Source organism: Streptomyces sp. CNT372, from assembly GCF_000377145.1.
Map to the genome: position 1 here is coordinate 240,953 of NZ_KB897785.1, position 19,125 is coordinate 260,077.

Below are 19,125 nucleotides of genomic sequence, written 5' to 3' on the forward strand. Positions count from 1 at the left end.
GACAACTCATCGGGGCTGCCCGTCCGCGCCCGGCTGGCGCCCGTCGCCCGGACGGCCGAGGCTTGGGGGACCGGATCACGGCGGTCGCCGCGTCGGGCGGCGCCGGGAAGGACGGTGGAACGGTGCAGGACGAGCCCCCGGCGCTCCCCGAGGACGTGCCCCCGCTGCACCAGGGAGCGGACGACCGCCTGGGCACCGCCCTCGTCGAGGCCCTCTTCGCCCAGTCGGACGTGGCCGCCTACCTCCTCGACCGCACCCGCCGGATCGCCCGCACCGGCCCCCTGAGCGCCGTCCCCGCCGACCGGCCCGTCATCGGCCGCCCCCTCGGCGAGCTCTACCGCCTGGACAGCCCCGACGACGCGGACGCCCTCGCCGACGAGGTCTTCCGCACCCGCCGGCCGCTCCGTCTCCGGGCCCGGGGCCGCCTCGTCGGCGACGGGGGCGCCCGGCACTCCTACGAGCTCGCCGCCCACCCCATCGGCGAGGCCGGGGAAGTCCCGGAAGGCGTCCTGGTCGTCGTCGGCGACGTCACCGAACGGGAACACGCCGCCGCCCGGGCCCGCGCCCTCGACGCCGTGCGCGGCCGCGTCGGCCAGAGCCTGGACCTCGCCACCACCTGCGACGACCTCACCCGGGCCGTCGTCCCCGACTTCGCCGACATCGCGGTCGTCGAGATCGTCGACGACGTCCTGCGCGGCGCGGAGGCCCCCCTCGGCCCCCTCGGGTACGGCACCCCGCTGCGCCGCACCGCCTTCCTCGGCCCGCGCGGCGGCACCGGCCCCGCGCACCCCGTCGGCGACGTGCGCAGCCTGCCCGCCCCCACCCCGTACACCCAGGCACTCTCCGACCTGCGCCCCCGGGTGGTGCGGATCCACCACGACGCCCCCTGGCTCGCCGCCGACCCGGACCGCGCCCGTGCCATCCACGGCTACGGCGCGCACTCGCTCCTCGTCGTGCCCCTCACCCTGCGCGGCACGGCACTCGGCCTGGTCAGCTTCTACCGCTGCAAGGAGTCCGACCCCTACGAGCCCGACGACATCCCGTTCGCGGTCTCGCTCGCCGCCCACACCGCCCTCAGTGTCGACAACGCCCGCCGCTACGAACGCGAGCACAGCATCGCCTCCACCGTCCAGCGCCGGCTGCTGCCGCCCGCCGCCGAGTCCCGCTCCCTCGTCGCCGTCGAGACCGCGCACGCCTACCTCCCCGGTCGCAACAGCGGCTGCTGGTTCGACACCGTCCCCCTCTCCGGCGCCCGCACCGCGCTCAGCGTCGGCCGGGTCGACGGCAACGGCATCCAGACGGCCGCGGCGATGGGGCAGCTGCGCACCGCCGCCCGCGCCCTGGCCTCCATCGACCTGGAACCCGACGAACTCCTCGCCCGCCTCGCCGACACCGCCGTCACCATGGCCCGTGAACGCGCCGCCCAGCCCCGGGGGGACGACCCGGCCCCGCCGCTCAGCGCATGCTGCCTCTACGGCGTCTACGACCCCTTCACCCGCGCCTGCACCCTGGCGCGCGCGGGCGGGCTGGCCGTCCTGGTGATGGCTCCGGACGGCACGCCCATCCCCGTCGCCGCGCCCGAGGGCCCCACCCTGGCCGACCACGGCGAGGACTGGGCCCCCTACGGCACGGTCACCGTCGAACTGGAACCCGGTTCCCTCCTCGCCCTGTGCACCGCCGACCCCTCGTACGACGGGCTGGCGGACAGCCGCCCCCTGCGGGAGGTCCTCGACCCGCCCGACCGGCCCCTGCGGGAACTGTGCGACGCCGTCGTCTACGAGTCGCCGCCCGCGCTGGACGGGGCCGTGATCCTGCTCGCCCGTACCGGCGCGGTCGGCGCCGGCCACCAGGCCACCTGGCCGCTCGACCACACCGGCCACGCACCCGCCGCCGCCCGCGACCTGGTCCGCCGCAAGGCGGGGGAGTGGGACCTCACCGAGGACACCACCGACTCGGCCGAACTCGTCGTCAGCGAACTGGTCACCAACGCCGTCCGCTACGGCACGGCCCCGCTCACCCTGCGCCTGCTGCGGTCCGCATCCGCCCTGACCTGCGAGGTCCACGACGGCAGCCAGGTCGCCCCGCACCTGCGCCACGCCCGGACCGTCGACGAGGGCGGCCGCGGCCTCTTCATCGTCGCGCAGCTGGCCACCCGCTGGGGGACCCGCTACTCGACCGACGGCAAGACGATCTGGGCCGAGGTCGCACTCTGACCCCGGGACCCGGCCACCCGAAGCCCCAATCGGCTTACTAGGATGCTTACATGACGGGTCATCAGGATGTGGCGGAGACGGCCGTCCGCGAGGCCGCCGAGGCGGAAATGCGGCTGCTCGACCCCGCCGTACGCGCCTCCCCGCAGCTCGTCACCGGCCTCCTCGATCCGGACTTCACGGAGGTGGGCGCCTCCGGACGGGCCTGGGACGCCGTCACCGTCCTCGCCGCCACCGGAGCGGGGGACGTCACCGCTGAGGAACCGGTCCTGGTCACGGAGCTGACCGGGCAGCAACTCGCCCCCGGACTGGTGCATCTGACGTACCTGAGCGAGCACGGGGGCCGCCGCGTCCTGCGCAGCTCGCTGTGGCGGCGCACGGAGACGGGCTGGCTGCTCTGCTTCCACCAGGGCACACCGTCCGCCGACTGACCCGGCCCGGCGGCCCGCGACGGCCTCCGACACCTCCCGGCGTTCCCCCGGAGCCTCCGACGCCTGGCGCCCGGCCGGTCAGGACCGCTCGCGCCCGCCCCCGGCGCCCCCGTCCGCCGCCACACCGGCACGTCCACCGCCGCCGTCGTCGTCGCCGTCCGTCCCCCGCCCGGCGCCCCGGCAGGTCACGATGTCCGCCAGCGCGATCACCAGGGCGGCCACCACGAACACCACGGACACGATGAGCCCCACGTCGTACGCCGACCGCCACCCGCCGCCGTCCAGCCGGCTGAAGAACACCGCCCCCACCGCCGCGATCCCGATGGCCGACCCCACCCGCTGCGCGGTCTGCAGCGTGCCGCCCGCGCTCCCCGCGTACGCCACCGGGACCTCGGCGAGCGTCAGGGTCTGGTTCGGTGAGATCACCAGCCCGCTGCCCAGACCGGCGAGGAGCAGCGGTCCCGCGATGGCCCAGCCCACCCCCCGGCCCGGCACCAGGTGCACGGCCAGCGCCGCGCCCGCGAGCCCCACGGCCACCAGCGCCAGCCCCACCGCGATCAGCGACCGGCCGAACCGGTTCACCAGCCGGCCGCCCACCGTCGCCGACAGCCCCGACGCGACGGCGAACGGCGTCAGCGCCACCCCCGCCAGCAGCGCGCTGTACTCCAGCCCGCTCTGCAGATACAGCGTGCTGACGAAGAAGATCGAGGTGAACCCGGCGAAGTAGAACAGGATCAGCAGGCAGCCGAGCCAGTAGCTGCGCACCCGGAACAGCGACAGGTCCACCACCGGCTCCTCGCCCCGCCGCGCCCACCGCCGCTCCCAGAGCACGAACAGAGCCAGCAGGACGGCCGCGAGGACCAGCAGCAGCCACCGCCCCGGGCCGGGCCACTGCTGGGCCTCCACGAACGGCAGCAGCAGCGCCAGCACTCCCGCGCCGAGCAGCACCACGCCGACCGGGTCCAGCCGCCGCAGGGTGACCGGTCGCGCCGACGGGGTGTCCGGCAGCAGCCGGGCCGCCAGCACCAGGCACACGGCCCCGATCGGCAGGTTCACGTAGAACACCCACCGCCAGCCGTGCTCCGCGCCCGCGAGATGGATCAGCAGCCCGCCCAGCAGCGGTCCGACGGCCGTCGAGATGCCGACCACCGTGCCGAACATGCCGAAGGCGCGCCCGCGTTCCGGGCCGGAGAACAACTGCTGGATCAGCGCCGAGATCTGGGGCGTCACCAGTCCCCCGGCGAACCCCTGGAGGACGCGTGCGACCACCAGCCAGGTCCCGGACTGTGCCGCCCCGCAGGCCGCCGAGGCCAGCGTGAACAGCGCCAGCCCCACCATGAACACGGCCCGCCGCCCCCGCGCGTCGCCCAGCCGGCCCGCCGGGACCAGGATCAGGCCGAACGCCAGCGCGTACCCGGACAGCACCCACTGGAGCACCGACTCCGATGCGTCGAGCCCCTCACGGATCGAGGGGAGCGCCACATTGACGATCGACACGTCCAGCAGGGTCATGAAGCCCGCGATGAGACAGACCGCGAGGGCCTGCCAGCGCCGGGCGCCGGGGACGCCGTCCCCTGCCTGTGACCCCGGCGCGCCGGCCGGGGCTCCTTCGGGGGGACGGGACGTCACAGCTCCACCTTTCCGCCGCAGGTCACCCGCCCGCCGGCCGGCACGCGACCGTGCCCCCGCCACTCTGGCAGCTCCACGGTCCGACGGGTGTCCACCGCCCGCGTGTTCCCCGAAGTGGCGCGGACGATCGCCGCGGCGGCGGACCGGGGCGGCTCAGGCGCCGGCCGCGTCGGCCGGCAGCCCCAGGTAGTACGCGGCGACCCGGTCCAGGTACTCCGGGTCGCTGGTCTCGCTGTCCCGGGCGAACTTCGGCGCCCCGTCGATCTGCTCCTTCGTGGCGTCGACGATCAGCCGGCGTTCGCTGACCTCCACCCGGGAGACCAGACCGGCCGGTACCAGGACGCTCTTGCCGAACACCCACACACCGGTGTCCACCACCAGGCGGCTCGCGCCCGGCTCGTCCGTATGCCGCTCGACCTGGCCGATGGTCCCGTCGCCGGCCTCCACCGTGAAACCGATGAGCGTGTCCGCCGCGGTGTAGCCGCTGTCCTGCGGATAGGACCAGATGTCTCGCACTCCGCCTCCATGGTCTGCCGGGGGGCCTTCCCGACGCACCGCGGCGGTGGCGACCGCGCACAGTGCGTCCAGCCGGACCGTACCCCCGTCCAGCCCCCGTAGACCTGTTCGCGGCCCCGGCGCGCGGGCCCGGCCCCGTCCGGAAGAGCGAGCCGGGCTCATCGGGAAGCGCGGTCCGGGGCCCGTCCGGAAGAGCGAGCCGGGCTCATCGGGAAGCGCGGTCCGGGCCCGTCCGGAAGCGGGGCCCGGAAGCGGGGCCCGTCCGGAAGTGGGGCCCGGGCTCGTCCGGACGAAGGGCGTCAGCCCGCGACCGGGACCTGCTGCGCCGGGAAGCGGGCGAGGGGCGCCTCCCGCTCGAAGAAGGTCTTCGCCCGGACGGCCGCCCGGACGTCGTTCCGCACCTGCCCCGGCCGCGAGCCGTTGCCGAGCAGCACCCCGCCGAACCACATCCGCATGTATGCGGCACTGTGCGAGAGGCCGGTGATCAGGCCGTCCGCCAGGGCCTCGTCGTGGTCGGCCATCACCGTCACCCCCCACAGGGTGCGGCCGGTCATGTGCTTCTTGAAGTCCGACCCGGGGGCCGTCAGCCAGCCCGACCAGTAGTCGAGGTAGCGCTTGGCCTGCGCGGAGAGCGAGTACCAGTACAGCGGCGACACGATCACCACGTCCGTGGCCTCCTCGGTGGCCGCGCGCAGCAGCCTCTCGTTCTCCCCGGCGGTCCACGACTCCCCCTCGTGCCGCCCGTCCTGGAAGTCCGGCAGGGGCAGGGCCGTGAGGTCCACCCAGCGCTGCCGGGTCCCGGCGGGCAAATGCGCGGCGGCGTCCCGGGCGAGCAGCTCGCTGTTGCCGTCGGGCCGGGAACTGCCGAGCACGAAGAGGAACGAGCGGTCGCCCGCCGGGCGTGCGGCGGCGTCGGATGCGGCTGACGGCGTCATGGTTCACTCCATCGCTACGGAATCGGTCGGTCGGCGGGCCCGGCACCGACGCCACCGGCACGGATGCCGCCGGCTCGGAATGCCCGCCCACGACCGCGACGTTAAGGCTTCACACCGATGTGAAGGTCAAGTCCGGAGATCGGGTCCGGAGGTCGAGTCCACCAGGGGGCGGTCAGATGCTGATCGGAGAGTTGTCCCGCCGCACGGGCGTGAGCCCGAGGCTGCTGCGCTACTACGAGGAGCAGGGGCTGCTGGACGCCCGCCGCGACACGGGCGGCTACCGCGTGTACGAGGAGAACGCCGTCCTGACGGTGCGCCATGTGCGCGCCCTGCTGGACGCCGGACTGCCCACCCGCGTCATCCGCAGGGTGCTGCCCTGTACCCGGGGCGACGGCCCGGACTTCGACTGGTGCCCCGACCTGCGGGACGAGCTGCGCCGGGAACTCGCGGCCATGGACGAACGCATCGACGGACTGCGCCGCCACCGCACCCTGCTGGCCGGCTACCTCTCCGGGGCCAGGACCCCGGCCGCGCGTGGCACTGGTCCCGTCGAGTGAGGTCTCACCCTCGACCTCAGGTCCAGGGTGAGACTTCGAGTGCTCGCTCTCCCGGGTGTAGGTCAGCACCGGGTTCCCCGCCCGGTGCGCACCCCGAACGCGGCCCCCTGGCTTCGGCGGGAGGTGCCCCGGGCCGCGTGGCCGGAGCCGTCCGATGACGCCGGTCCGAGGACGGTCCTCCGCCTCGCGACGGCTCGGGCGCGCTGCCCTGCACTCCGGCCCATGAAGATCGCCGACACCGCCGTCGCCCGGGACCTGGCGCCCACCGGGGTCCTGCGCGCCTCCGTCAACCTGGGCAACCCGGTGCTTGCCCAGGGCGCCCCCGACGCCCCCGCCGGGGTCACGGTCGACATCAGCCGCGAGGTCGCCGCCCGGCTCGGCGTCCCGGTGGAGTTCCTCTGCTTCGACGCCGCCCGCAAGTCCTTCGAGGCCATGGCAGAGGGGCGCGCCGACCTCTGCTTCCTCGCCGTCGAACCGGCCCGCGAGGCCGAGGTCGCGTTCACCGCCCCGTATGTCCTGATCGAGGGCGTGTACGCCGTCCCCGTGGACTCGCCCCTCACCGCCCCGGCCGAGGTCGACCGGCCCGGTGTGCGCATCGGCGTGAAGGAGGGCTCCGCCTACGACCTCTATCTGACCCGGACCCTCGCCGAAGCGGAACTCGTCCGCGGCCGGGAAGGCGTCGACACCTTCCGCGACCAGGGACTGGAGGCCGGCGCGGGCATCCGCCAGCCGATGGCGGAGTACGTCGCGGCCCACCCCGAAGTCCGACTCCCGGAGCCCGCGTTCATGGAGATCCGGTAGGCGGTCGGCATCCCGCGCACCAAGCGGCCCGAGACTGCCGCGTTCCTGCGCGCGCTGGTCGAGGAACTGAAGGCGAACGGTTTCATCTCCGACGCCCTCCGCCGCTCGGGCCGCCCCACCACCCTCCTCGCCCCGCCCGCCGGCCCCTGACCCCGGGCGCGGGGGCCCGCGTTCTATCCGGGGCGGACGCCCTCCCGCTGCCCGGGACGCCCGCGCGCGAGGCCCCGTGCCGGGCCGCCGGGGGAACCCGCGTCCGCCCGTGCCGCGTCATGGTCTTCGGGGAGCGCCGGAAGAGCGCCGCCGCCCGGCGGCTCTGCCGGCCCCCGGGGAGGAGACACCCGTGGCCCGACCCTGCGTCGTGCTCGACATCGGCGGAGTGCTGGAGCACACCCCGGACACCGGCTGGGTCCCCCGCTGGGAGCGGCGGCTCGGCCTGCCCGCCGGGACTGTGCACCGGCGGCTCGCGGACGTCTGGACCGCCGGCTGCGTCGGCGCCGTGACTGAGGACGAGGTACAAGCCCGGGTCGCCGGCGACCTCGCGCTGACACCACGGCAGACCGAGGCCTTCATGGCCGACCTCTGGGAGGAGTACCTCGGCACCCCGAACGAGGAACTCATCGCCCACGTCCGCGCCCTGCGGCCGCACTGCGACCTCGGGATCCTGAGCAACAGCTTCGTCGGCGCCCGCGAGCGTGAGTCGGCGCGCTACGGCTTCGACACCCTGGTCGACGCGCTCGTCTACTCGCACGAGATCGGCGTCGCCAAGCCCGACCCGCGCGCCTACGCCGCCGTGTGCGAGGCGCTGAGCGTGCTCCCGGAGTACTGCCTGTTCGTCGACGACGTGCCCGTCAACGTCGAGGCCGCCCGCGAAGCGGGCATGCGCGCCCACCTGTTCGACGGCAACGCGGCGGCCGTCGCCCGAATCGGCCGCCATGTGGAGGCCGCAGGAGCCGCATGAGGTCTCCGGCGGTACGGCCCAGGCCCAGGCGCGGGCGCCCCGCCCGGGTGACGCCTCAGCGCGCCCGAGCGCGCTGAGGCGTCACCCGGCGGCCGGGCCCGTAACCGGGAGCGGCCGCCGGGGTCCCGCTACTTCTTGAAGCCGTAGTCCAGCAGCTTCTTCACGTCGGCGGCCCGGTTCGTCTCGCTGGACGAGGCGAGCACCGTGCCGATGACCGTCTTGCTGCCGCGGGTGGCCGCGAAGACGAGGCAGTACTTGGCCTGCGGACCCGAACCGGTCTTCACACCGATCGCCCCGCTGTACGTGCTGAGGAGCTTGTTCGTGTTGCTCCACGACATGTACCGGTAACCGCCGTTCTTGGTGGTCACCTTCTGCTTCGTCGACTTCGTCCTGACGACGGAGCGGAACGTGGAGTTCTTCATCGCACTGCTCGCGATCTTCGTCAGATCACGCGGAGTCGAGTAGTTCTTCCCGTTGCTTATTCCGTCGAACGAGTCGAAGTGGGTGTTCTTCAGCCCGAGCTTCTTGGCCTCGCCGTTCATCTTCCCGATGAACGACTTGACCCGCGCCGCCCGCGTCGAACCGCTGCCGAACTTGTCGGCCAGCGCGTACGCGGCGTCGCAGCCCGACGGCAGCATCAGACCGTAGAGCAGCTGTCGCACGGTCACCTTGTCCCCGACGATGAGGCGGGCCGAGGAGGCGTTCTTGGCGACGATGTAGTCGCTGTAGGCCTTCTGGACCGTGACCTTCGCGTCGAGGTTCAGATTCTTCTGGGACAGCACCACCTTCGCGGTCATGATCTTCGTGGTGGAACCGGTGGAGAGGCGCGTGTCCGGCGCCTTCCCGTACAGCGTCGATCCGGTCCCGTTGTTCATGACGAAGCCGCCCTTGGCGGTGATCGACGGGGCCGGCGGCGCGGCGGCATGCGCCTGGCCGGCGAACAGGCCGCCGGCCAGCACGGCCGAGGCCGTGACCGAGACGGTCACGGCTCTGCGCATGCCGAGAGTCGGTGTGATCAAAGTCTTCCGCCCTTGGTTTGAAGCGATGTCTTCCGGGTCGTGCTGGGGTAATGCCGGGGTCCTGCTGTGTCCTGCGCAAGGCCGGGCACAGGCCCGGCGCTCACAAGACGCACGAGAGGGCCCGGGGGATGTACGGCGGACGGCGTGATCCTCGCCGCAATCCGGACGGCGCCAGGTACCCGGGCGGTCCGGAGCGGTCCGGGCGAACTCCTGTCCGGGAGCGGCCGTGCTGACGGCCCGTCCGGCCCCGCGACGGCGACTGTGACGGCGGCGACGGCGACGGGCGGCCGGTATCGGCCACCACCCCGCAGGCGCTCCCCGGCCCCCGAGCGGCCGAACGCGGACGACCTGCGTGTTCACCGCCCGCACCGGCCGTCCGAGGGCCTTTTCGCCGTCCGAAGCGTCAGATTCGCGCTCCGTGGGAGGACCCGGGGCGCCCCGGGGTACGCAGTGCGCCCCCGATGCTCCCGCGCACTGTGTTCCGCCCCGGTGACGCGGGGCAGTTGGGTGGAGCGGGGGGATCCGCCCGGCGCATGAGGGACGAGCGCCGGTGAAACCAGGGGGTGGCACATGGTCAGGGTTCTCGTGGTGCACGACGCGGAGCTGCTCCGCTCGGCACTCGTCGAACTGCTGCGCACGGACCCGGCGCTGGACGTGGCGTCGACGCACTCGCACCCGGCGGCGTCACGGCGCGCGGGCGACGGGGAGGGCCTGGGATTCGACGTGCGCGTCGTCGACGTGGACTCTACGGCCTGGCTCACGGACCCGGGAGATGGCCCGGGGCCGGACACGGGCACCGGCGCGGGGACGGGGGCGCGCGGCGGGCCGTCGCCCGCCCTGCTGGTCCTCGCCACCCCCGACCGGCCCGGCCTGCTGCGCCGCGCACTGGACGAGGGAGCCCTCGGCCTGGTCGACAAGAACGCGCCCGGCACCCGCCTGATCACCGCCGTGCACACCGTCGCCAAGGGGGAACGATTCCTCGACGCGTCGCTCGCCTTCGCCCTCCTGGACGCCCCGGCGCCCCCGCTCACCCGTCGTGAACTGCGGGTGGTCGACCTCGCCGCCCAGGGCGAACCGATCGCCGAGATAGCCGCGCGGCTGCATCTGTCCCGCGGTACCGTGCGCAACTACATGGCCAGCGCCATCCGCAAGGTCGGCGCGCGCAACCGGATGGACGCCATCCGCATCGTTCGCGACGCCGGCTGGGCCTGAGCCGCGCCGGGCCCGGGCCGGGCCCCGAGCCGCGCCGGGGGCCGGCCGGGTTCAGCGGCCCGACCGGTCCCAGTGGCCCGCCAGATCGCGGTAGAGCGGCGAGCGCTCCAGGAGTTCGGCGTGCGTCCCGCAGACCGCCCGCGTGCCGTCCAGCACCAGCACCCGGTCCGCGCGCATCGCCGACGACAGCCGGTGCGCCACCACCACCAGGGTGCCCGGCCGGCGTGCCAGCGCGGCCTCCGCACGGGCCTCCGCCGCCGCGTCCAGATGACAGGTCGCCTCGTCCAGCAGCAGCAGGGGAGCGGGGGAGAGCCACGCCCGGACCAGGGAGAGCAGCTGCCGCTCGCCCTGCGACAACTCCCCGGGACGCAGCAGCGCACCGGGACCGCCGAGCCGTTCCACCAGCGGCCCCGCGCCAAGCTCCCGTACGGCGTGTGCCACTTCGGCCTCGCCCGCGTCCGGGCGCAGATAGACGAGGTTCTCCCGCACGGTGCCGGTGAACGCGTACGCCTCCTGCGGCACCAGCACCCGCAGCGCGGCCGGGTCCCCGCCGGGGTGCGCCGGGCGTGCGTCCCCGGACGGCCCCGGGGCCGCGAGCACCGTGCCGCCCACGGCCACCCGGCCGCGCTGCGGGGCCGTCAGCCCGGCGACGAGACGGGTCAGCGTCGACTTGCCGATGCCGCTCGGCCCCACGACGGCCAGGTGCTCACCCTCCTCGATCCGCAGATCGAGCGCGTCGAGCACGGGCTCCGCGCACGCGCCGTAGGCCACCCGCACCCCGCACAGCTCCACCGCCGCAGGGCGGGCTCCCCGGGGCGTCCGCCCCGGGACCGGTGCCCCGGACGGCCCGGACGGCGACGGAGCCAGGGACGGACCGGCCGGGGCCAGGGCGCCGGGTGGCCCGGACGGCGACGGAGCCAGGGGCCGGGACACGGGCGGAGCCGGGAAGCGTTCCAGGACCACCAGCAGCCGGGTCCCGGCCGCGCCCAGCGCCGTCATCAGGGTGTGCAGCGCGGGCAGCAGCGCCTGCACCAGATAGGTGAACGCACCCAGCAGCGCCCCGGCCGTCACGCCCCGGCCGAGCAGCCACGGCACACAGAGCAGCAGCATCAGCAGGGGGAGCTGCCCGGCCACCCCGAGCGCCAGGGTCCGCACGGCCGCCCACCGCGCCAGCGCCCTGGCCGCCGACTCCGACGCGGCCACCAGCCGCAGGCCCCGGGCCTCCTCGGCGTCGCAGGTCCCGAGGGCGGCGATGTCCCGGACCGCCCTGCTCACCCCGGCCGTGTGGTCGCCGAGCGCCTCGTCCGCCGCCAGAGCGCGCCGCTGGGCCGCCGCCATGGGCCGCAGCGTCGCCAGGAACAGCCCCAGTCCGGCGAGCAGCGGCGGCAGCACCACCAGCAGCAGGGCCGGGTCCAGGGCGAGCAGCCCCGCCAGCGCCCCGGCGGCCGTGAACAGGAACGACCGCAGGGTCAGCACCAGTCCGGCGAAGCTGTCCCGGGCGATCTCCGCCTGGTGCGTGGGCCGGGACACGGCGGCGGACACCTCGGCCGCCGCCGTGCCCGCCCGTCCCCGCTCCGCCCCGACGGCGATGCTCCGGTCCACCGCACGCCGCACCAGGCCGTCGCGCAACGGCTCGGTGAGCAGCGCCAGTTCGCGGAAGACGCCGCGCAGCACGGGCGCGCCGCACAGCACGGCCACGGCGGCCACCGCGAGCCAGCCGAGCCCGGTGCGGACGTCCCCGGCGAGAAAGCCCCGGTCCACCGCGCGGGCGACACCGAAGCCCACGGCGAAGGTCCCCGCCGACTCCGCGAGCGACCAGGCGGCGAGGCGCCCGAGGACCGCCTTGCGGCGGGCGAGGAAGCGCCGCGCGTCCGGCGCGACCCGCCGCAGCGGGCCGGTGACCGCGTCAGGGGCGTCCGGCGCACCGCCCTTCGGGCCCGGCCGGGCGGGGTCGGTGGGCCCGGCGGCCGCCGCCGTCTCAGCCGCGCCGGACTGCCGGTGGAACTGGCTCGCGCGCCGCCCGGTCATCCGCGCACCTCCTGCTCGCGTGCGGCGTCCGGACTCCGGTCCGCGATCCCGCCCGGACCGGTCCGCGTACCGCCCGCCGCGGTGGCACGGCGGGGAGCGCCCCCGCCTCCGTCCGCCGCACCGCCTCCGTCCGCCGCGCGGAACACCGCCCGGTAGGCCGCCTGCTGCCACAGTTCGGTGTGCGGGGCGACCGCCCGCACCCGGCCCCGCTCCAGCCACACCACCAGGTCCGCCCGCGCGGCGACCGACGGGCGGTGGGCCACGACCAGCCGGGTGCCGGGCCGGACCCGGTGGCGCAGGGCGAGGTCCACCGCGTACTCGGTGGCGGTGTCGAGGCTCGATGTGGCGTCGTCCAGCACCAGCAGCCGCCCGGCATGGGCGAACGCCCGGGCCAGCCCCAGCCGCTGGTGCTCCCCGCCCGACAACGGCGCCCCGGCCAGCGGAGTGTCCACCCCCGCCGGCAACCGGTCCAGGAACGACGCGGCCCCCGCCGCCCGGACCGCCTCGGCCAGCTGATCCGCCGTCACCCGGCGCGGTCCCGCGGCCAGCGCCTCCGCCACCGTGCCGCCGCCGAGCACCGGCCGGGCGAACGCGTACCCGACCTCCCGCCGCAGCTCCCGCCGCGACAGCTCCGCCAGCGGGACGCCGTCCAGCAGCACCCGCCCGTCGTCCGGGTCCGCCAGCCGGCCCGCGACGGCCGCCAGCACCGACTTGCCCGCACCGCTCGCCCCGACCACCGCCGCCGTGGTCCCGCCCGGGACCCGCAGATCCACCGCGCGCAGCACCGTCCGCCCCGCCCGCGTCACGGACACCCCGCGCAACTCCAGCGTCCCCGGCCCGTCCGCCGGCAGCGCCCGTGTGCCGTGCCGCATCGCAGGCAGCCCCTCCAGCTCCCCGGTGCGCTCCCGCGCCACGCGGCCCCGCACCACACCGCCGAGCAGGGTCGCCGCGCTGCCCACCCCGGCCGCCAGCGCCGCGTACCGGCAGATCGCCAGCAGGTCCCCGGCCGTGACCGCGCCCGCGCTCAGCCGGATACCGCCGACCGCGACGGCCACGACGGTGAGCAGCGGCACCAGTACCCCGCTGAGCGCCACGGCACGGCCGTGCACCGCCCACATCCGCGCGCCCACCGCACCGAGCCCCGCGAGCGGGGCCAGCACCCGGGCCCGCTCGCGCGCCCAGGTCCCGGCCGCGGTCACGGTCGCCGCGCCGGCGAGGGACTCCGTCAGCCGAGAGGCGATCTCCGACTGCACCCGCTGGTACTGACCGACGGACGCCGAGGTGTCCCGGGCGAACACCCGCAGCACCAGGGCCAGCAGCGGCATCCCGGCCAGCACGCAGCCGGCCGCCCAGACATCGACGAACGCCAGTGCCACCAGCGCCCCGGCCGGGGTGAGCAGCGAGGCCGCGAGCCCCGCCCGGGCCGCCGGGGCGGTGCCCGCGTCGGCCGCGTTGAGGGTCATGCGTGTCGCCACGTCACCGGGCGGGTAGGTGCCCGCCCGTCCGGGCGCGGTACGCAGCAGACCGCCGAGCGCGGCCGTCCGGACGGCGGCCGTCCACCCGGCGTTGCAGCGCCCGGTGGCGAGGGCGGTCAGCGCGTCGAGGACCATCTCCGCCGTCAGCAGCAGCGCGGCGAGGAGCAGCCACCCGCCGGCCGCCTCTCCGCGCAGCAGCAGATCGAGGGTGCGGCCGAGGACCAGGGGCTGCGCCACCGCGGCGACCGCGCCGCCCACCGAGCACACCAGGACCAGCAGCGCGGGCCACCGCCCGGGCGCAGCTCCCCGGCTCCGCTCGCCGGGCCCGGAGCCGGGCCCGGCCGGGGGAACGCCCCCGCCCCGGCCGGGCGCCCCCGCCGTACGCCCCCGGGCCGTCGCCGTGCCGCCGCCCGGCCTGATCGTCCTCACCGGTCCGGCCCTCCTCGCCTCGATGCCGTCGCTCACCGCCCCGTGCGCGCGCACGGCGCGAACCCGCCGCTCACCCCGCGTCCGCGAGCCCGTCGGCGCCACGCGCCGGTGCCCGCAACGCGCGCCGGCGCCCCGGGCCTTGTACAGGCCCGGGGCGCCGGCCGTGCGGGGACGCGTGGCGTCACGCCGTGGCCGCCGTGCGTCCCCGCGTGATTACGACCCCGGTCAGTTGCAGGTCGTGACGCTCAGGCTGCTGTCACCGCAGAGCAGCAGGCTGGCGCGGCTGCCCGTCTCGACGTCGCCCATCGCCTCTTCCTTCGGGGTCTCCAGGGACTGCAGCTCGAACAGGTTCATGTGTTTTCCCTTTCGTTTCAGGACGTGGTGGTGCAGGACGACCCCGGGACCGGGGCCGGATCGTGGGCCGCGCGGAGCGGCGGGAGGAACGGCAGATGGGCGGAGCGCTCGCCGTGCACGGACGCCACGGCGAGCAGGCATCCGGCCGTTCCGGTGGCGAGGTCCATGGAGAGGCGCATCATCTGCTCGCCCGGGAAGGCGAGCCGGCCGCGGTAGGACATGGCGTGCCAGCCGAGCGCGTCGAGCTGCCGGCGCACCGCCGCCTCACCCGTCCCGGGGCCGCCGGCCGTGGTGCGCCCCAGATGGAGCACCATCCCGGCGGCGCCCCGGTAGAGCCCGGGCTGCGCGTAGAACATGGCCTGCGCGGCGCGCACGATGCCCGTGCGGGCCTGCTCGAAGGCGTCGTCGCCGCGGTGGGCGAGGTAGTCGTCGAGGACCATGCCGATCCCGACGCTCCCCGCGCCGAGGTAGGGCATCGTGCGCCAGCCCTCGTCGACCTGGAGGGCGCCGCCCGCGCCCTCCACGCAGTGGGCGAGGTCCTGGCGGAGCGCGTCGGCCGCGAGGTCCAGCAGCGCGGTGTCGCCGGTCCGCTCGTACAGGCGCAGGAAGAGCAGCGCCCCGCCCGAGGCCCCGTGCAGCAGACCCGCCCGCCGCCCGCGCCGGCCTGTCCCGCCGCCCTCCGGGGCGGTCGCCGCCAGGGCGGACGCCGTCAGCTCGGCGCAGCGCGCGGCCTGTTCATGGAGCGCGTGCTCACCCGTGAGCGACGCCAGCGACTCCAGTGCCAGCCCCACCCCGGCGGTGCCGCCGTGCAGATCCGCGCCGAGCCCCGCCCAGGACTGCTCGAGCAGCACCGAGGCCAGGTCCAGCGCCCGTTCCCGGTGGCCGAGCCGCTCCAGGGTCCAGGCCACCCCGGCGATCCCGTCCTGGAAGCCGGCCGGCATGCCCGACGGGAGGGCCTTGGTGTGCCGCAGCAGCCACTCCTCGGCCTCCTCGCAGCGCCCGGCGCCGCTCTCGGCCAGCGCGTACAGCACCCCCGCCGCGCCGTAGGCGAAGGAGAGACCGCCGCCCGCGGTGGCGAACGCGGCGATGTCACCGGGGAAGACCCGGTCCTCGCGGTCGGGCGTCAGGGACGCGAGGACGGCGGCGGCCATCGAGTCCCGGCTGTGCGGCCAGTCACCCGGTGCGACCGGCACCACCGGAGCCTTGGGCGCGCGCCGTGCGACCGCTCCGGCCGGCGCCCCCCCGGCCCCTTCGCCTTCCGCTTCTTCGCCCGCGGCCCCTTCGCCCCCGGTCCCCGCGAGGATCTCCTCGACGGCCTCCCGCAGGAAGGACCGCGGCACCGGGAAGCGCTCCGCCACCACCTCCGCGAGATGGGCCGCCTTCCGGCGGTCGACGGCCAGCAGGCTCGTCAGGGGCAGGAACAGGGCCAGCCGTAAGCACGCCAGCGCGTAACGGTCCACCGCGAAGCCCCGGCGGTCCGCCGGTGCCACGAAGCCGGGGTTCGCCACCGTCTGGCGTCCCGGCCCGTCCACCGGGTGCGCGGCCTCGAAGTCCAGCAGGGTCACCGAGGACTCGTCCTCGGACACCATGATGTTGAAGAGATGCAGGTCGTTGAAGACGATCCCCCGCCCGTGCACCTCGGCCACCGCCCGCTCCACCAGGGCGTGGATCCGCAGCGCCCACTCGGTGTAACCGGCCAGCCGCTCGGGGGAGGGGCCGGACTCGATCAGCGGGTGGCGGCGGGCGAAGAAGGTGTTCAGGGGCTTGCCGTCGATGTGCTCCAGCACCAGGAAGTGGTGCTCGCCGACGGTGAAGGAGTCCAGCACCTCGGGCGTGCAGCCCAGCCCCGACAGCGCCTCGAGAGCCCGCCGTTCACGGTGCAGCCGGGTCACCGCGTCCGCTCCGTCGGCGGCCAGCCCCGCGTACGGGCGCGCCTCCTTCAGTACCACCGGCTTCCCCGAGCGGGTGTCCCGCGCCCGGTAGACCCCGCCGCCGTTGGAGAAGTGCAGGGCCGCCTCGATCGCGTACGGAACCCCGGTGACCGTCACCGCCTCCCGCGCCCGCAGATGCGGACGCAGGAACTCCGGTATCTCCACCCACTCCGGCACCCGGAAGACCGGACCCCGCACATCGGGCACCAGGACCCCGGCGGGATCGGCCACCGCCGGCGTCAGCACGCCGTCCGCGTCGTAGCACTCCCGGCGCGTGAAGCCGCCGTACCGGACATGGACCGGACCGTTCCCGATCCGCAGATCGCTGAGAATCAGCGGACCGGGCTCGCCCGCGAGGAGGGTGTCCAGCTCGCCCGTCAGCCGCTCGAACTCCGCCTCGTCGCGCGGGTAGACGGTGAGGAACTTGCCGCTCGCCGCCCGGTCCGCGTACTTGGCGTTCCGCTGGTGGAGCAGATACCGGCCGGGCACGAACTTGAACGCGACGCCGTGTGCCAGGCAGTGCGCCGACACCCGCTCCAGGACCGACTCGGCGTTGTCCAGACCGGCGGAGACATGGATCTTCCAGCCCTGCGCGGGCAGTCGTGCTCCCGAGGGGCGCAGCGCCAGCCAGTCACCCCGCTCGTGCCGCTCCCACCCCTCGGGGACGGGCCGTTCGGCGGCCGCGTACCGCGACCCCCGCCCGGTGCCGGCACGGGGCGTGCGGTGCGGTGCGTCGTAGAAGTGACGGTCCGCGTCGCAGAACACGGCATAGCCCTTGTTCACGCCCTCTTCCCCTCCTGTCGGCGACAGAAGAGACGGTGTCACGCGGCAATCGGCCCCCGACAGTCACTGCTGTCACCACTGCCGCATGCGGAACGCACGGGTAACCTCCCGCGGCGCGTGCCCCGCCGGATCTCAGCCGGCCGCGGCATGCACCGCCGCCAGGTCCTCCCCGGTGATCTCCGCGATCCGCCGCGCCGGGAGCCCGGCGGCCAGCGCGCGCCGCAGCAGGGCCTCACGGCCGTCGGCGCAGGAGCGGTAGGCGAGAAGTTCCCGTTCGATTCCGGCGAGGGCGGGGTGAGCGCTCTGGTGGCGCACCCGGTTCAACTCCTCGTCGCTCAGCGGAACCGGCAGGCGTTCGGCGTCCTTGGGGATCGCGGGCGTGTCCTCGGGCGGTACGACGCGCAGCCGGGGCGAGGCGAGGCTCACGCCCTGGGCGCCGAGCCAGGCCCGGACGGCGGCGGTGTCCAGACAGGCCGGCTCCCCGGCGGCCGCGAGCGGGACGCCGAGGGCGGGGTGGCCGTCGTCGAACAGGACCAGATAGGCGTCGTCGGTCATGGTGTCGTTCCTCACGGCAGAAGCGGCGGTTCGCGCAGCGCCTACCCCCTGCGCGGCTCTTCACGGCCCCGGCGACCTGCCCGTTCGCGGCCCGCGCGCCGAGCCGGGGGCGGGGGCACGGCGCCGCCGTACGCGCCCCGCCGCTCAGACCCCGGGGTCGAGACCGCTCGCGCGGGCGATGCCCTCCAGCTCCTCGTCGACCGCCTTGCGCTCCGTCATCCAGGCGTGGACCTGCTCCCGCACGTCCGCGAGCGCCTCCGGGTCGTTGGCGACCTCGGGGGTGACGACCGCGTACCCGGCGCTGCCGTCCGGCCCCGGCATGTCGACCACCTCGTGGTCCATCCGGCCCGTGGTGACGATCGCCATCACGGCCAGGAACTCGCGCTGGACGTCCCCGGTGAAGCTCTCCCGGTCACCGGCTTCGAGGAAGCCGTCCTGGCCCTCGTCGATCAGACGTGTCATCTCCTGCACGGCCTCGTGCAGGGTGGCGAACTGCTCGGGCGCCATCCGCGCCTTCACCGTCTCCAGGTAGAGGGCGACCTTCGCCATGCGGTCCCGTGGGCTGTCGTCTGCGGATTCGTCGTTCATCACCACCTGCTACCCGCGCGCACCCGCCGCCCACACCCCCGCGAGGGGACCCGTGCCCCCGAGCGGGGCGGCACCCGGCCGGGATCACCCGCATGGCCGCCTCGTCCGCCCCGGTGCCGACCGGAATCCGGCCCCGGCCGCACGGCCCCGGGGCCGTGCGGCCGGAGCTCTACTGGCCGGGCCTGGCCAGGTCCCCGGACACCGTGGGACGATGGCCCGACGACGAGTTGGTGCGGCGGCCTCGGTTCCCGCGGCCGCCCGCACACGGCATCCGGACGTTGCCCCCACCCCGGGCATTCGGATCCTCTCGGGCGACCGGCACCGCACACGCCGGTCCGTCTGTGCGCTCACGACCCCCGGAAGGGGGCGACCTCATGCACACGACCACAGTGATCGACAACGGCACCGCCCTGATCACCCCGCACGGCGACCTCGGCTACGACGCCCTGCCGGGTCTGCACGCGGAGACCGCCGCCCTCCCGGGCACCGTGCACACCATCACCTGGGACATGCGCGACACCCCGTTCATGGACGTCGCCGCACTTCACCTGTTCCGTGACCAGCGGCAGGCGGCTCGCCTGCGCGCCCGCACCCTCACCGTCACCGGCCTGCGGCCCCAGCCGCGCCGGCTGCTCCTGCTGGCCGCCGAGCTCTTCCCCGCGGTCCACGGCGAGACATCCGCGGAGGCCGTCCTTCCGCCCGGCAGGCGCTGAC

Annotated in this window: 17 protein-coding genes; 7 read left to right on the forward strand and 10 right to left on the reverse strand. The window is 75.4% G+C overall.

Annotated elements, in window-relative coordinates; translation table 11 throughout:
* The first annotated feature begins 122 nt into the window (after positions 1–122).
* Positions 123–2,213 (forward strand): ATP-binding SpoIIE family protein phosphatase, encoded by a 2,091-nt coding sequence (locus tag C593_RS0121330; protein ID WP_486591162.1) that lies wholly within the window; start codon positions 123–125, stop codon positions 2,211–2,213.
* A 50-nt stretch (positions 2,214–2,263) separates the two neighbouring features.
* Positions 2,264–2,641, forward strand: coding sequence for a DUF4440 domain-containing protein (locus C593_RS0121335; protein WP_026277921.1), 378 nt, complete (start codon positions 2,264–2,266; stop codon positions 2,639–2,641).
* A 78-nt stretch (positions 2,642–2,719) separates the two neighbouring features.
* Here the strand turns inward: C593_RS0121335 and C593_RS0121340 are convergent, their stop codons facing one another.
* From C593_RS0121340 to C593_RS0121350, 3 genes are all read right to left on the reverse strand, one after another.
* Complete coding sequence (locus tag C593_RS0121340) at positions 2,720–4,270, reverse strand: DHA2 family efflux MFS transporter permease subunit (protein WP_018849350.1); 1,551 nt, start codon at positions 4,268–4,270, stop codon at positions 2,720–2,722.
* Positions 4,271–4,423: 153 nt separating this feature from the next.
* Entirely contained in the window at positions 4,424–4,786 is a 363-nt protein-coding gene (locus C593_RS0121345; protein ID WP_018849351.1) for a PRC-barrel domain-containing protein, read from the reverse strand.
* A gap of 299 nt (positions 4,787–5,085) precedes the next feature.
* Positions 5,086–5,721, reverse strand: a complete 636-nt coding sequence (locus C593_RS0121350; RefSeq protein WP_018849352.1) for an NAD(P)H-dependent oxidoreductase — start codon at positions 5,719–5,721, stop codon at positions 5,086–5,088.
* Between the two features lie 176 nt (positions 5,722–5,897).
* Between C593_RS0121350 and C593_RS0121355 the strand changes: the two genes are divergently transcribed.
* The 3 genes from C593_RS0121355 to C593_RS0121365 all read left to right on the forward strand — a co-directional run bounded on the left by C593_RS0121355 (position 5,898) and on the right by C593_RS0121365 (position 8,037).
* Positions 5,898–6,278, forward strand: coding sequence for a MerR family transcriptional regulator (locus tag C593_RS0121355; RefSeq protein ID WP_018849353.1), 381 nt, complete (start codon positions 5,898–5,900; stop codon positions 6,276–6,278).
* 222 nt (positions 6,279–6,500) lie between these two features.
* Positions 6,501–7,079: a transporter substrate-binding domain-containing protein gene (locus C593_RS30135; protein WP_018849354.1), complete on the forward strand. Its 579-nt coding sequence runs from the start codon at positions 6,501–6,503 to the stop codon at positions 7,077–7,079.
* Between the two features lie 340 nt (positions 7,080–7,419).
* The gene (locus C593_RS0121365) at positions 7,420–8,037 is read left to right on the forward strand and encodes an HAD family hydrolase (RefSeq protein WP_018849355.1); all 618 of its coding nucleotides are present in this window, start codon (positions 7,420–7,422) and stop codon (positions 8,035–8,037) included.
* A gap of 128 nt (positions 8,038–8,165) precedes the next feature.
* Here the strand turns inward: C593_RS0121365 and C593_RS0121370 are convergent, their stop codons facing one another.
* Positions 8,166–9,035, reverse strand: coding sequence for a serine hydrolase (locus C593_RS0121370; protein ID WP_018849356.1), 870 nt, complete (start codon positions 9,033–9,035; stop codon positions 8,166–8,168).
* A 591-nt stretch (positions 9,036–9,626) separates the two neighbouring features.
* Between C593_RS0121370 and C593_RS0121375 the strand changes: the two genes are divergently transcribed.
* Entirely contained in the window at positions 9,627–10,268 is a 642-nt protein-coding gene (locus C593_RS0121375) for a response regulator transcription factor (protein WP_018849357.1), read from the forward strand.
* Positions 10,269–10,319: 51 nt separating this feature from the next.
* On the opposite strand, the gene C593_RS0121380 is transcribed toward C593_RS0121375, so the two are convergent.
* The 6 genes from C593_RS0121380 to C593_RS0121405 all read right to left on the reverse strand — a co-directional run bounded on the left by C593_RS0121380 (position 10,320) and on the right by C593_RS0121405 (position 18,411).
* Positions 10,320–12,296: an ABC transporter ATP-binding protein gene (locus C593_RS0121380; RefSeq protein ID WP_018849358.1), complete on the reverse strand. Its 1,977-nt coding sequence runs from the start codon at positions 12,294–12,296 to the stop codon at positions 10,320–10,322.
* Positions 12,293–14,029, reverse strand: coding sequence for an ABC transporter ATP-binding protein (locus C593_RS0121385; RefSeq protein WP_018849359.1), 1,737 nt, complete (start codon positions 14,027–14,029; stop codon positions 12,293–12,295). Before C593_RS0121385 ends, C593_RS0121380 begins: the two co-directional genes overlap by 4 nt.
* A gap of 396 nt (positions 14,030–14,425) precedes the next feature.
* The gene (ramS, locus tag C593_RS0121390) at positions 14,426–14,554 is read right to left on the reverse strand and encodes a mycelium formation morphogenetic lantipeptide SapB (protein ID WP_018849360.1); all 129 of its coding nucleotides are present in this window, start codon (positions 14,552–14,554) and stop codon (positions 14,426–14,428) included.
* 17 nt (positions 14,555–14,571) lie between these two features.
* Complete coding sequence (gene lanKC / locus C593_RS0121395; protein WP_018849361.1) at positions 14,572–17,268, reverse strand: class III lanthionine synthetase LanKC; 2,697 nt, start codon at positions 17,266–17,268, stop codon at positions 14,572–14,574.
* Between the two features lie 132 nt (positions 17,269–17,400).
* Positions 17,401–17,823, reverse strand: a complete 423-nt coding sequence (locus C593_RS0121400) for a DUF6003 family protein (RefSeq protein WP_018849362.1) — start codon at positions 17,821–17,823, stop codon at positions 17,401–17,403.
* A gap of 144 nt (positions 17,824–17,967) precedes the next feature.
* Positions 17,968–18,411 carry a hypothetical protein gene (locus tag C593_RS0121405; protein ID WP_018849363.1) on the reverse strand — a complete coding sequence of 148 codons (444 nt, stop codon included), beginning with the start codon at positions 18,409–18,411 and terminating at the stop codon, positions 17,968–17,970.
* 374 nt (positions 18,412–18,785) lie between these two features.
* Here C593_RS0121405 and C593_RS30140 point away from each other — a divergent pair, with 374 nt between their 5' ends.
* On the forward strand, positions 18,786–19,124 hold the full coding sequence (locus C593_RS30140; protein WP_018849364.1) for an STAS domain-containing protein: 339 nt from the start codon (positions 18,786–18,788) through the stop codon (positions 19,122–19,124).
* The last annotated feature ends 1 nt before the right edge of the window (position 19,125 follow it).

Coding starts and splice junctions, on each gene's coding strand:
- C593_RS0121335 (WP_026277921.1), top strand. CDS start 2,264: ATGACGGGTCATCAGGATGTGGCGGAGACGGCCGTCCGCGAGGCCGCC.
- C593_RS0121350 (WP_018849352.1), bottom strand. CDS start 5,721: ATGACGCCGTCAGCCGCATCCGACGCCGCCGCACGCCCGGCGGGCGAC.
- C593_RS0121355 (WP_018849353.1), top strand. CDS start 5,898: ATGCTGATCGGAGAGTTGTCCCGCCGCACGGGCGTGAGCCCGAGGCTG.
- C593_RS30135 (WP_018849354.1), top strand. CDS start 6,501: ATGAAGATCGCCGACACCGCCGTCGCCCGGGACCTGGCGCCCACCGGG.
- C593_RS0121370 (WP_018849356.1), bottom strand. CDS start 9,035: ATGCGCAGAGCCGTGACCGTCTCGGTCACGGCCTCGGCCGTGCTGGCC.
- C593_RS0121375 (WP_018849357.1), top strand. CDS start 9,627: ATGGTCAGGGTTCTCGTGGTGCACGACGCGGAGCTGCTCCGCTCGGCA.
- C593_RS0121380 (WP_018849358.1), bottom strand. CDS start 12,296: ATGACCGGGCGGCGCGCGAGCCAGTTCCACCGGCAGTCCGGCGCGGCT.
- ramS (WP_018849360.1), bottom strand. CDS start 14,554: ATGAACCTGTTCGAGCTGCAGTCCCTGGAGACCCCGAAGGAAGAGGCG.
- C593_RS0121400 (WP_018849362.1), bottom strand. CDS start 17,823: ATGACCGACGACGCCTATCTGGTCCTGTTCGACGACGGCCACCCCGCC.
- C593_RS0121405 (WP_018849363.1), bottom strand. CDS start 18,411: ATGAACGACGAATCCGCAGACGACAGCCCACGGGACCGCATGGCGAAG.
- C593_RS30140 (WP_018849364.1), top strand. CDS start 18,786: ATGCACACGACCACAGTGATCGACAACGGCACCGCCCTGATCACCCCG.